Source organism: Heyndrickxia shackletonii (assembly GCF_001420715.1).
In the GTDB taxonomy this organism is placed as follows: domain Bacteria; phylum Bacillota; class Bacilli; order Bacillales; family Bacillaceae_C; genus Margalitia; species Margalitia shackletonii.
In genome coordinates this window covers 1,206,497-1,219,679 of record NZ_LJJC01000004.1, presented here as the reverse complement: position 1 = coordinate 1,219,679, position 13,183 = coordinate 1,206,497, and the positions used below count along the sequence as shown (strand labels likewise).

Genomic DNA, 13,183 nt, shown 5'->3' with positions numbered 1-13,183 from the left:
TTTACATTCCTTCCATTTTATAACCGAATCCTCTTATCGTTTTGATATATTGCGGCTGTTTCGTGTCTTCTTCAATTTTTTCGCGAAGATGACTGATATGTACATCTACAATTCGTGTATCTCCTGCATAATCATAATCCCAAACAGCATTCAATAATTGGTCTCTACTTAGTACTTTTCCAGAATGCTGTGTTAAATATAACAATAACTCAAATTCCTTTGGAGTTAATTCAAGCTTTATTCCTTTAAAGCGTGCTTCATATTGATCTGGCAAAACTTCCAGATCTCCTATTTTCAAAACCTTTTCAACGGTGGTTTCACTTTCTTCATTTATTTTTGTCCTGCGGAGGATTGCTTTTACCCTCGCTACAACTTCTCGAGGACTGAACGGCTTAGTTAAGTAATCATCAGCTCCAAGCTCAAGCCCAAGGATTTTATCTAATTCGTCATCTTTAGCTGTCAGCATTAAGATAGGAGTGTTTATTTTCTCTTGACGCAGTGACTTACAAATTTCCATACCATCCATTTCAGGTAACATTAAATCTAACACAATAAGATCCAGTTCTTCCTGACTTGCGATGGTGTAGCCTTCCTTTCCATTTAGAGCTGTAACTACAGTAAAACCTGCTTGCTCCAAATTGAATTTCAACAATGTCACAATAGAAGATTCATCATCTACAACTAAAATTTTCGTCACTACTTAATCCCCTCCATGATAGACCTATTCGATTTCATTCTACAATGTTGTAACTAAATGGGAAAGAAATTTCTGATTTGATAAAAGCGTATAAAATTATCCACATAATCTATTTTCATCCAATAATACTTATTAGAAACAAATGGCACTTAGAAAAAAATTTCTAAAAAAACATTTTATGAACTAGAAAAATAAGTTAAGATTAATTTAATTACTTTAAAATATGATAATATATAGAAGGATAATCTTAGGGGTATGTCAAATTCAAACATATCTCTTTAAAATATTTACCTACATTAGAAATTCAGACAGAACGGATTTCGTAAATAGGTTCAAGGAAAAGGTGGTTATTTCATTATGGCTTATGTCATTACATTCCCATGTGCAGGTGAAAAAGCGGCTGAATGTGTTGAGGTTTGTCCGGTCGATTGTATTGCAGAAGGAAAAGATCAATTTTACATTGACCCTGATATTTGTATCGACTGCGGTGCTTGCCAAGCGGTTTGTCCAGTGGACGCAATCTTCCATGAGGAAGAATTGCTTGATGAGGATTTACCATTCTTAGAAAAAGCACGCCAACACTTTAGCTCATAATAATACTTATGACATTCGCTCAACTGGATAGTTGAGCGTTTTATTTTTTTACATACAAAGAAAGGGCTGTTCATATAAACAGCCCTTTCTTTGTCGTTTAGGAATTTTAAAAAATTTTACTCTGTGGGTACTCTTTTAAAATGTGGTCCACGTCTTAGATTGACTTTTTGTAATCTCCTTTTGATTTGCGGCCAAATAAGGAATTGTAAAACTTGATAATGGCATCCAAAATAGGATTTAAGAATCTTTCTAATTTGCATATGATAAAAGTAACAATTGCCGCTACAATAATACTTCCGACTACGTCGAATGGATAATGCACCCCTACCCAAACGCGTGAAAAACCAGTTATGATCGCTAAAATAATCATCGGCACCCCAATTTTGCGATTACGAGCCCATAATGCAAAGGCAATGGCAAATGAACCTGTCGCATGATCGCTTGGGAAGGATGCATCTTCCGCATGCTTAATTAATGTATGGACATCATGATGCGTAACAAATGGACGCGGCTCATAATAAATTTTAGAAATAATAAGATTTGCCGCTAAAGCAACAATTCCTGTCCCTAGCGCATATAACGCGTTTCTTTTGCTCTTGTTTCCTCCCAAAAACCAAATTCCAAGCAAACAAATGGCATAAAGGACAAGAGCATAATTCGTGAAGAAAATCATGATGTCATCTAAAATAGTAGAATGACCAGATAAATTGTGGATTGATTGAAATAGTTGGTAATTCATTCCATTAATTCCTACTTTCTAATTTATTTTATCCCGTTTATGACGGAAATGCTCTTTAAAATGTTTCATTATTCTTTTAATAATTTTTTTGTCTAACAATATAAAGACTCTATTATTAAACAAAAAGTTCATGTATATTGAAAGTGTAAAAATTACCCATTAATAATTGGGTTTATGATAAGCCCAATACACCCACACTAAATAGTGGAATACATATCATTTTACAGAATAAAACCAAATAAAACTACATTTTTCTTGAACTTTCGCGTTCCATAATCCGTCATTTTAATAGTAAATTGTTTTTAGGCATGGAGGAGTAAAAATGAATTTACTTATTCATTTAATAGACCAGTACGGTTATATCGTATTGTTTTTTTCGCTAATGTTAGAGCTGATTATAATACCAATCCCGAATGAAATACTTATGAGTTACGTTGGGTTTCGAGTATACCAGGGAAAGCTGAATTTATTCTTAACCATCCTGTTTGGTGGACTTGGAGGTATTATTGGGGTAACGATTTCCTATTGGATTGGGTATAAGCTAGGAGCTCCATTCTTTAATAAATATGGCAGTAAAATTCATATGGGGCCGGACAAAATTGAAAAAATGTCGAAGTGGCATCGAAAATATGGAAAAAGATTATTATTATTTTCCTACTTCATCCCGGGGGTTCGCCATGTAACAAGTCTTTTTTCCGGGGTTACAAGAATTTCCTTTAAATCATATGCAATTTTTGCTTATATAGGCGTATTTCTATGGGTAGGTACATTTATTTTCCTGGGCAAAATTTTTGGACCTAAATGGGAGCAATTTCACCAGCAGGCAAAGATCTATGTCATTATCGGTTGTGTGGTTATCGGAATTATTTATTTACTGTATTTCCTAATCAAAACATACAAGACTCAAATCAAAGAAAATTTAATTCTTCTATTTGTTCATACATTTATGCGTTTTAGAAGCTTTATTAAAATAAAATTACTTATTTTTTTTATCACCGTTTTGTTTATCGCTTTATTTAGTTTAATGATCGGATTAATAGATGATTTTATCGGAAACGAGTTCCAGCAGTTTAATACAATTGCAAATACGGTTGTGTTATATGCATTCAACCAAAATTGGACCCATTTAATGAAAATCTTCAGCAGATTAACATCATGGCAATCTCTTTTAGCCGTTGGCATCCTTACTGTTATTTGGATCGGAATAAAAGGGAAAAATAAATTATTGGAATATCAGTACTATGTAATCGGAATTATTGGTGGTGTTTTATTAAGTAAAGGGCTGCCTTTCCTGTTTAATATGATAACGACAGGAAAAGTAGTCAGTAAAAATTTCCCGAGTGAGGAAACCTTGCTAACCATAGTAATATATGCTTTCTTTATGTATGTTGTTGTCAGACATAGTAAAAACAGTTTGTTGAACACCATCATTGTCAGTTTAGAAATATTAATCATGCTTGTTATTACCGCAAGCCATATCTATCTAGGATATCAGCATCCGAGCGATCTTGTTGCAGGATATACGTTTGGCGGCGTGTGGATTTGCTTAGTTATTTTGTTAATTGAACTTTCGAGATTATTGAATTTAATCAAGCAATCCTCCACTACGAAATAAGAACCCGTAAAGCTGCGGGTTCTTTTTGTTATAAAAAAAAAGACCGAACAAAAATGTCCAGCCTCCTAAGTGGTCTATATATGTGATTGTCTTATATGAAGCTTATTTCCTGCAATTTCATCAATTCGTGTGAATTGAACGCCTTGTTTTTTTAATGCAGTGAAAACATGCTTTAATCCTTCAATTGTATAGGAAGGGGCGTCCTCATTTGCTCCCCAAGTTTCACCGCTGTCATGCAATAAAATAATATCTCCAGGTTTTACATGATTCAATATGCCGTGAATAATTTTTTTACTTCCGCCTTTACTGCGCCAATCTCCAAACATTTTTGACCATAATATTAATTGAAATTTACCAATTAAGAAAAAATCAAAGAAATTCATCAATCCCCATGGAGGACGGTAGTAAATTGGCCTTTCGCCGGTGATACCTTCAATGATTGCGGCTGATTTTTCTAAATCTCGTCTAACCGTCCAAGGCATCATCAGCCAATTGGAACGATGCACATAATTATGAATACCAATTAAATGGCCTTCATGATGCATTCTTAAAATTAGTTCTGGATTTTTTTCCGCTTTCGAACCAACTACAAAAAAGGTTGCTTTGATTCGATGTTTTTTTAGTAAGTCCAGAAGCTGTGCAGTATATTTCGGATCTGGGCCGTCATCAAAAGTAAAAGCGACCCCGCATTTTGCTTTGTCCTTACGAAGAACACCTATCCCAAGCCATGTGGATAGGATATAGGGAACTACGGTATATAAAAGAATAATAGCAAGGATTAGAAACAATACCCTCATCTGAAATTACATCCCTTCCTTAGTAATGTCTAGTCCCAGCGCCTATCGACTCGCAAACTTCGGGTCTCTACCCTATGATAAGTTAACATCAGGTAAAATTAGATTTCAAATTTTACTAGCTCCTATACTCCTCACTGTGTTTCCTAAATCATGCGTCGAGGCCCGATATTTTGTACATCAATGGGCAGGCGCTTCCTCTTTTCGCATTAAATATGACTATAAAAAGCACCTTCTCGTTTCAATAAGCGATTTGTTCTCCATTTTGTCATGGGCGATAATTCCGCTTCATAAAAGGGTCTTTGATTCATCATATACTCGGTTATAATGTCAACCGCATCAAATGCAGCTTCTTTTCTATTAATATTTCTCGCATTGTCTCTCATGCTTAACACTACGGCAGGATTTTTTAAAACGGTTGAAATGGATGCAATTATTTCGGATCCACTCTTTGCTTTTACGGCAACTCCTGCTTTTGTTAAAAATAAAGCATTCTCCTGTTCTTGGCCAGGAAGAGGTTTATACAGTATCATCGGCAGTTCCATTGCAATGGCCTCTGAGGTTGTAACTCCGCCAGGCTTCGTTACAATTAAATCTGAAATAGCCATTAGTTCCTGTACATGCTCAATATATCCGAATAAAAGTATATGATGTTTGGAAGAATGAAGTCCTTCTTCTAATTGCTTCCGTAATTTTTCATTTCTTCCACACAAAATAATAAATTGAGCTTTAAAAGGCAAGGTGTCCAATGTATCCGCATTTAAAAGTTCTTCTCCAATTAATCCATCTCCGCCACCCATAATTAAAATGGTTGGAAGATCTGGATTTAATCCATGTTTTCGAACCCATGCTTCCTTTTTCATCGGTTGAAGAAATTTTGTTCGAATTGGTATACCTGTACAAGTGATTTGTTCTCCGGTGATACCTAATTGAATTAATTCCTGTCTAACACCATTTGAGCCAACAATATAATGATCGGTAAACGGATGAATCCAATAGCTATGTGTCGAATGATCCGTTATGACAGTTACCAATGGAACATTCGTAAGTCCATATTCCTTTAATTTAGAAAGAATACCCGCAGCAAAAGGAAATGTGCTTACTACAACTGTCGGTCTGATTTGTTGTAATAACTTCAACATTTTTCCCATTCCCGCTGACATTATATTATTTAAACCCAATGAAAAAGCATTTCGATCATGTGTTTTTTTATATAAATAACCATAAAGCTGCGGTAGCTTTTGAATACTTTTCATATATACATAATGGCTAATCGGATAAACATTTGGGTGGGCCCAAGCCATAAAATCTACCACGATAGACTCAAAGTTCGGAAGACGAAGCTCGGCAGCCTCTTTAATGGCAGTTGCTACTTGTTGGTGTCCTTGACCAAATGATCCAGATAAAATCAAAATTTTTTCCTTTTTTTTCATAACCATATTAAATCTCCTCTTTTGCCTTTAAATCTTTAAAAAGATAAAAAGGAGGATATATTCTTTGGTATTATCCTTTGAAATTTAAAGGATTCTTATTAATAGACTTGTCTGCTCTGTTAAAAGTTCATTTTATAATTAAATTTATTACTAAAACATAAAAAAACCCTTAACATTAGCTAAGGATTTGATTAAAGTTTTCTTATACCAATAGGATCGTGCGCAATCATTATCGTCAATAGATTTATATTGTGAATCAACAACTATGCTTCGTTTAGAAATTTTAAAAAAATGGTCTACGACTTTTTTCTTTTTGTAGTAAATTTATAATACAGCCATGACACGGTTAAACCTAATGAAAACCATGAAATGATTAATAAAATGATCCCACCGAATAGCGGAAAGTTTATCGCAGCCACAATGAATGAGGATCCAGCTAAAAGCACTAACCATTTTGGTTTTCCTTCAAATAGTTTCAATTGACTTCCCAACTGTCCGCTTAAAAAAATTAGTCCGGCAATAAGAGAAATAATGACCCCAATTAAAATGATAATTACAATTGGGATTCCAATAATTAAAATGGTTAATAAGACACTAATCGCAAAAAGTGCAAGGCTGGAAATAAACCCTGTAATAATCATTCTTCCCGGCTTCATCGTAAGTCCTTCCGGAAGAGAATTAAATTTATGCTTCGTTGCAATTCCAGCAATAACCGTTATAAGAACTAGGAGAATGCTTAGTGCAAGACGAGTAATCCACGATGCCAAAAACAATAAGCCGCCAAGGATAAAACTATTTTTCGTTTGATCATTCAAGTTCAATGAAATAATCGGCTCTGTCACCTTGGCACCTATTTCTTGATTAATTTGACCGCCAATGACGAGGACCGGACCTTTTATATTAGCAGTCTTATTAATTTGTAAATTTCCATTAATCACAACGACTGCTACCCTGACTTCCCCATTGATGGTTGCATTATCACCTAGAACAATGACATTTTCTACTTTTTCATTTTTGGGAATGATCGTTTCCTTTTGATTGACAATATTTTTTTCGTCCGCTAACACTGGTGTCAGCAAAAGAGCGGAAATGATAACCATCACCATAAAACTTAAAAGAACCCTAAATCCTTTCATCCGTACATCCCCTTATTCTGCTGTTTTTGTCCGTAACAAATAGCGAACGGACCAAACGGATAATCCAACGATGATAATCGTTGTTATAGCAAAAACTTCTGATAGAAATGGAATGGACGATAGAACCGAAACAAATGCATGTGACAAACTAACTGCAATTTTAATCATTTCAGAAACAACTGTCACTCCTACAAATAAAATATCACTAAAAGCAAATAAACAGATAGCGATGGTGATTGCCAAGAATAAAGTCGGCAACCCTACAATCCATTTATAGTAAATGGAATTGACAGGATTTATCTCCTTGATTTTGGCCATTACGGCATTTTCAAATTGAAAATCAGGAATCTCGATGGATCCATATAATAAAGAAATTCCCTGTTTTATTTCTTGTAATTCATGAAGTGCAGTATCACATCTGCTGCATAAAGCTAGATGATTTTTTACTTTTATATTTTCTTTTTCGCTCAATTCATCGTCTAAATAAGCGGAGAGGAGTTCATCAACATGTTCACTCATTTTCATCACCTCTGGAAAGTTCCTTCTTTAAAATACCTCTAGCTGTATTAATTCGGGATTTTACTGTTCCAATAGGAATTTTCAAAATCCCGCTAATCTCCTCATATGAATAGCCCTGTACATCACGAAGAACGAGCGCTGATCGATGCTCGAAAGATAATTTTTTCATGGCTTCCTGGATGATGAGCTTTGTGTTTGAACTATCGATTGGAGAAGAAGAATGGCGGAGAGAATTTTGCTCCAAATTTTCCATTTGCACATATTTATTTTTTTTGTTTTTTTTAAGCCTATCATAACATAAATTGGATACAATCCTTGTTAACCAAGAAACAAAGGCAAAATCATTATCTAGTTTACTTAGAGAATAAAACGCCTTCACAAAGGCTTCCTGTGCAACATCCTCTGCCTCTCCGCGGTCATTCATCATCGCATATGCATGCCGGAATACTTGACCTTTATATCTCGAGACGAGCGCTGAAAATGCTTCTTCACTGCCACCCCTTGCTTCTTTTATTAATAGCGTTAATTCATGGTCCACAGCTTCAACTCCTTGAAAGAAAAGCGAAAGCCAATCAGCAATTGACGATACATCCATTCGTTTCCTACAGTCCTAATAATGGATTGTTATATTAAAAGACATCTAATATCTCGAAAAAGTTCACGTCTTTTTTTAAAAATTTCCCTATTAAAAAAGCGCAAGTGCCGCAGCTCTTTCGAACGGAATTCGTAATCTTCGACGCAAGATTTAGCAAACACATTAACTGCTGCTTTATATCATAAAAAAATTTTATACTTTCTTATCCTTAATGAAAGTATAATTTTATACATCCTTACAGAAAATAGTATAGGTGGTAAACATTGTTTTATGTATATCAAATTAATTTTTAAAGCTACGAACTTTTTTCATTTCTATTCAGTCTCTTTACTTGAAAAATACTTATTAAAGAATAGACCTATACTATCATTTTTAAAGGAGTTATAAAAATGAACATACCAGTACTTACGATTGTTGTACCTTGCTACAATGAAGAAGAAGTACTTCATGAAACAACGAAACAATTGTCAGAGATAATTTCTCAAATGATAAAAGAAAATCTTATAACGGATAAAAGCAAAATATTGTATGTGGATGATGGTAGCCGGGACAAGACTTGGGCAATCATCGAAGAATTAAATGGAGTACACCCATTTGTTACAGGGTTAAAATTAGCCCATAATGTCGGTCATCAAAAGGCATTATTAGCAGGGCTTGAAGTTGCGGGAAAAAATTCAGATTGTGTGATTTCAATCGATGCAGATTTACAGGATGATATATCGGTTATAAAGGAGTTTATATTAAAATTTCATGAAGGATACGAGATAGTATATGGTGTCCGAAAAAGCAGAGAAACGGATACTTTCTTTAAAAGAGCAACTGCACAAGGTTTTTATCGTTTCATGCAAAAGATGGGGGTTAATGTCGTTTATAACCATGCTGACTATCGATTGATGAGTAAAAGAGCTCTTGAGGAACTCAGCCGCTACAAGGAGCAAAATTTGTTTCTGCGTGGAATTGTCTCGTTAATTGGACTGAAAACAACGGAGGTATATTACGACCGTAAAGAAAGATTTGCAGGGGAATCAAAATATCCATTGAAAAAAATGCTTTCCTTTGCTTTTGACGGGATTACTTCCTTTAGTGTAGCGCCTATTCGTTTCATCACCTTTATAGGCTTTTTATCCTTTTTAATCAGCAGCTGCGTAGGGATCTATGCCTTGGTAATTAAATTTATGGGACATGCTAACACCGGATGGACCTCATTAATGGTCTCAATTTGGTTTCTAGGCGGACTTTTATTAATGAGCGTCGGGTTAATCGGTGAATATATTGGGAAAATTTACGAGGAAACGAAGGGACGGCCAAGGTTTGCAATTGAAACAGACTTATATACGGATGAAATGGTGAAAAGCGAAGTTGGTGCACGATTTAATATGATTCGAGGGAAAAAGGGATGAAGCATTCCTTTTTTCGCTTTTTGTTAGTTGGAATTATTAACACCATTATCGGATTATCTTTCATGTATCTCTTTCTGCATCTTTTTCATTTTTCCTATTGGCTTTCTACATTTATCGGAAATACAATTGGTTGCTGTGTTAGCTATTTTTTAAACAAATCCTTTACCTTTAAAAGCGACAAATCATTTGCCAGCAGTATCATACGCTTTATCCTTGTCATTCTAATTTGTTACGTCTTTTCTTATTATGTTGGGGAGAAACTTGCCTTGCTTCTTTTTACACAGTTAAACTTTCTGCCTTCCATATACGGAAAAGACGCGGCAGTTCTATTCGGAACCGGTATATATACTATATGTAACTATATCGGGCAAAAATATTTTGTATTTAGAAGTGAGCCATTAGTGAAGGAATGGAATCAATAAGGCAGCCCTTGAGCTGCCTCTTCCATGAAAATATTATGCTGAAACAGGACTAGGCTTTACGCGTAATACTCGCATCGCATTTAAAACAGCGAGCAGAGTGACTCCAACATCGGAAAAGACTGCCTCCCACATCGTTGCAATGCCAAAGGCGCCCAATAGAAGAAAAACAGCCTTAATTCCGAGGGCAAAAAGAATATTCTGCCAGACGATGTTTCTTGTTCGTTTCGCTAATTGGATGGCATCTACAATTTTTGACGGTTCATCTGTCATGATAACAATATCTGCTGCTTCAATTGCTGCATCAGAGCCAAGCCCCCCCATTGCCATTCCAACGTCTGCTCTTGCCAAGACAGGAGTGTCATTCAGGCCATCTCCGACAAAAACGATTTTTTCTTTCGGAAGCTTTTGTTGATCTAATTTTTCTATCTCTTCTACTTTATTTTGCGGCAATAATTCTGCATGCACCTCATCGATTCCTAGTTTTTGTCCGATTGCTTTTCCTACTTTTTGGACATCTCCTGTAAGCATAACCGTCTTTTTAATGCCTAATTTCTTTAAAGAACGGATTGTATTTCCTGCATCCTCCTTCACTTCATCCGAAATAACGATGTAACCTGCAAACTCATTATCGACAGCAAGATAAACAATAGTTCCAATCTCTGCCGGTTCTGAAAAAGAAATATTATGTTGTTTCATCAGCTTTCTGTTTCCCGCGAGAATTTCTTTTCCATCTACTGTTACTTTTACACCAAATCCTGAAAGTTCCTCATAGTTCGTAATCAACTGCTCCATGACCGCTTCCTTGTATGCTTTCCTGATGGATTCTGCAATTGGGTGATTCGAATGAGTTTCAGCATATGCCGCATATTTTAAGATATCTTCCTCGGAAACATTATTCGCGGAATAAATTTTCGTAACTTGAAATACCCCTTTTGTAAGTGTTCCAGTTTTATCAAATACGACATATTTTACATCGTTTAGAGCTTCTAAATAGTTGCTGCCCTTAACTAAAATACCTGATTTAGACGCTGCACCAATTCCGCCAAAGAAACCAAGAGGTATAGAAACGACCAGGGCACATGGACAAGAAATAACTAAAAAGACAAGAGCGCGGTAAATCCAGTCGGAAAAGTGAGCACCGCTAATCAGCATAGGAGGAATGAAGGCAAGCGCTAATGCTACAATTACGACAACAGGTGTATAGTACCTTGCAAATTTCGTAATAAAATTCTCTGTCGGTGCTTTTCGGCTGCTGGCATTTTCGACTAGGTCCAATATTTTCGAGACGGTTGATTCCCCAAATAGCTTCGTTACCTTGACGGTTAAAAGACCATTTTGATTCATAAAACCGCTAAGAATTTCATCGCCTGCTTTCACTTGGCGAGGAACTGATTCTCCAGTAAGTGCTGATGTATCAATCATCGAGCTTCCTTCTATAACAACACCGTCCAGAGGTACCTTTTCACCAGGTTTAATGACAATGATTTCCCCGATTTGAACGTCCTCAGGCGATTTCTTTAATAAAGTTTTGCCCATCTTTACATTTGCAAACTCCGGTCGAATATTCATCAGTTTACTAATCGATTTTCTTGAACGATTTACCGCCATGCCTTGAAATAACTCTCCAACCTGGTAAAAAAGCATCACTGCAACACCTTCCGGATACTGCTTCACAGCAAAAGCACCAATGGTTGCAAGTGCCATTAAAAAGTGCTCATCAAATACCTGACCGCGAATAATATTTTTAACAGCCCGTAAAACAATGTCTCCACCGACTACTAAATAAGCAATAATAAATAATTCGAATTCAATCATTCCTGTTACTGGAGCAAATATTCCTATTGCTGTTAAAATGGCGCCAATGCCTAATCGGATTACCATCGTTTGATTGAAACTGCCATGGTCATGATCATGACTGTGATGTTCATGTTCCCCTTTTTCTTTCGCATGAATATGCGGTTCTAATCTCTTTACGGTTTCCTTCGTTACGGTTATTACGTTCTCTAATTGTTGTTCTTCCACTTCCAATGAAAGGGTTTTTGTCGCAAAATTTACTGTGCTTGAGCGAACTCCGGAAATATCCTTTACACCATTTTCTATTTTCAGCGCGCAATTGGCACAGTCTAATCCCTCAAGGGTAAATTCTTTTTTTATCATTTTCTTTTGAAGTGCTTCCATCGTTTTTATCTCTCCTCTGCACCTGGTGAAATTTGAAGTGCCAATTTCACTTTGACATAACAACGTTAAAAGACTTTTTATAAATAGTATGAATGATTCAATGGTGAAATATTATTATAAAAATGCATATATGAACAACTAATCATATAATGTACTTGTATTTATTATATGTAACATATTTGAAAGGTGTCAATAATAATCGATAATTAATGCAAATTTTTTCTATATTAGTGATTTTGCTGATTTTAGCACTGTCAGTACACGTAAACATGAAATATTTAAATAGCTAAACTTTAGCATTTGTAACGAATAAGGCAGAGTGAACATCAATTTTCATAAATTCATTGTCTTATACTATAGATTTTTTTATACTTAGGAAAAAGAAAATTTCAGGGGTGAAAAACATGAACGAGGAAAATGAGCCAATTGAAAGTTATGAACTTGATGAAGAAACTTTATTTATGGTTTCCCAGACATTTAAAGCATTATCGGACCCGACACGTCTGAGAATTTTGAATCTATTATTTTCCGGTGAACATTCCGTTAACGATATCGCAGAATCCCTTTCCTTGCTTCAATCAACCGTTTCCCACCAACTGCGTTTTTTAAAAAATGTCCGACTTGTTAAATTCCGCAGAGAGGGTACGACCATATACTACTCACATGATGATGAACATGTTATGGAATTGTTAAGGAAGGCTATTGAACATTCCTATCACACTTGACCATAGAAAAAATGCCTAACAACGTTGAAATAGTTAGGCATTTTTATCAGGATGATATTGAAATTGTGATAAATTTATCGACCAATTCGTGACCTTAACACCTTCGAATTGAAGCGCCATTTTTTGTTCATCATCTTTTAAGGAAATTTCCCCCTTTGAACTTATGACACGATGCCATGGGAGCTTATGCTTTTTACTCATGGAGTGAAGAATTCTGGCAACCTGTCTTGCCCCTCTAGGACTTCCTGCAAGTGAAGCGATTTGTCCGTAAGTCATTACTTTTCCTGGTGGAATAGTGCGAATTATTCCGATAACCTTAGCTGTAAATGGCGACAT

Annotated in this window: 14 protein-coding genes; 5 read left to right on the top strand and 9 right to left on the bottom strand. The window is 35.6% G+C overall.

The genetic code is table 11. The features are described from left to right. Nucleotide 1 precedes the first annotated feature (1 nt). Nucleotides 2-697: a response regulator transcription factor gene (locus AN964_RS05735; protein WP_055738781.1), complete on the bottom strand. Its 696-nt coding sequence runs from the start codon at nt 695-697 to the stop codon at nt 2-4. Between the two features lie 357 nt (nt 698-1,054). Here AN964_RS05735 and AN964_RS05730 point away from each other — a divergent pair, with 357 nt between their 5' ends. After that, the gene (locus AN964_RS05730) at nt 1,055-1,291 is read left to right on the top strand and encodes a ferredoxin family protein (RefSeq protein ID WP_055738780.1); all 237 of its coding nucleotides are present in this window, start codon (nt 1,055-1,057) and stop codon (nt 1,289-1,291) included. A 154-nt stretch (nt 1,292-1,445) separates the two neighbouring features. On the opposite strand, the gene AN964_RS05725 is transcribed toward AN964_RS05730, so the two are convergent. Continuing rightward, nucleotides 1,446-2,030, bottom strand: a complete 585-nt coding sequence (locus AN964_RS05725) for an undecaprenyl-diphosphatase (RefSeq protein ID WP_055738779.1) — start codon at nt 2,028-2,030, stop codon at nt 1,446-1,448. Nucleotides 2,031-2,352: 322 nt separating this feature from the next. Here AN964_RS05725 and AN964_RS05720 point away from each other — a divergent pair, with 322 nt between their 5' ends. Beyond that, a complete protein-coding gene (locus AN964_RS05720; RefSeq protein WP_055738778.1) occupies nt 2,353-3,645 on the top strand; it encodes a VTT domain-containing protein in 1,293 nt (430 codons plus the stop codon). Nucleotides 3,646-3,719: 74 nt separating this feature from the next. On the opposite strand, the gene AN964_RS05715 is transcribed toward AN964_RS05720, so the two are convergent. The 5 genes from AN964_RS05715 to AN964_RS05695 form a co-directional block, all read right to left on the bottom strand. Continuing rightward, a complete protein-coding gene (locus tag AN964_RS05715; protein ID WP_055738777.1) occupies nt 3,720-4,442 on the bottom strand; it encodes a polysaccharide deacetylase family protein in 723 nt (240 codons plus the stop codon). A 206-nt stretch (nt 4,443-4,648) separates the two neighbouring features. Then, a complete protein-coding gene (locus AN964_RS05710; protein ID WP_055738776.1) occupies nt 4,649-5,878 on the bottom strand; it encodes an MGDG synthase family glycosyltransferase in 1,230 nt (409 codons plus the stop codon). Between the two features lie 290 nt (nt 5,879-6,168). Next, a complete protein-coding gene (locus AN964_RS05705; RefSeq protein ID WP_055738775.1) occupies nt 6,169-7,008 on the bottom strand; it encodes a bactofilin family protein in 840 nt (279 codons plus the stop codon). A 12-nt stretch (nt 7,009-7,020) separates the two neighbouring features. Continuing rightward, on the bottom strand, nt 7,021-7,527 hold the full coding sequence (locus AN964_RS05700) for an anti-sigma factor family protein (RefSeq protein WP_055738774.1): 507 nt from the start codon (nt 7,525-7,527) through the stop codon (nt 7,021-7,023). Then, nucleotides 7,520-8,122, bottom strand: coding sequence for an RNA polymerase sigma factor (locus AN964_RS05695; RefSeq protein ID WP_055738773.1), 603 nt, complete (start codon nt 8,120-8,122; stop codon nt 7,520-7,522). Before AN964_RS05695 ends, AN964_RS05700 begins: the two co-directional genes overlap by 8 nt. Before the next feature lie 389 nt (nt 8,123-8,511). Here AN964_RS05695 and AN964_RS05690 point away from each other — a divergent pair, with 389 nt between their 5' ends. Both AN964_RS05690 and AN964_RS05685 read left to right on the top strand, forming a co-directional pair. Next, entirely contained in the window at nt 8,512-9,522 is a 1,011-nt protein-coding gene (locus AN964_RS05690) for a glycosyltransferase family 2 protein (protein WP_055738772.1), read from the top strand. Next, nucleotides 9,519-9,944 (top strand): GtrA family protein, encoded by a 426-nt coding sequence (locus AN964_RS05685; protein WP_055738771.1) that lies wholly within the window; start codon nt 9,519-9,521, stop codon nt 9,942-9,944. The genes AN964_RS05690 and AN964_RS05685 overlap by 4 nt, the downstream gene beginning before the upstream one ends. A gap of 33 nt (nt 9,945-9,977) precedes the next feature. Here AN964_RS05685 and AN964_RS05680 read toward each other — a convergent pair whose 3' ends face one another. Beyond that, on the bottom strand, nt 9,978-12,122 hold the full coding sequence (locus tag AN964_RS05680; protein WP_055738770.1) for a heavy metal translocating P-type ATPase: 2,145 nt from the start codon (nt 12,120-12,122) through the stop codon (nt 9,978-9,980). A 404-nt stretch (nt 12,123-12,526) separates the two neighbouring features. On the opposite strand from AN964_RS05680, the gene AN964_RS05675 reads away from it, so the two are divergent. Beyond that, a complete protein-coding gene (locus tag AN964_RS05675; RefSeq protein WP_055738769.1) occupies nt 12,527-12,847 on the top strand; it encodes an ArsR/SmtB family transcription factor in 321 nt (106 codons plus the stop codon). A gap of 33 nt (nt 12,848-12,880) precedes the next feature. Here the strand turns inward: AN964_RS05675 and AN964_RS05670 are convergent, their stop codons facing one another. Beyond that, complete coding sequence (locus AN964_RS05670) at nt 12,881-13,183, bottom strand: MGMT family protein (RefSeq protein WP_055738768.1); 303 nt, start codon at nt 13,181-13,183, stop codon at nt 12,881-12,883.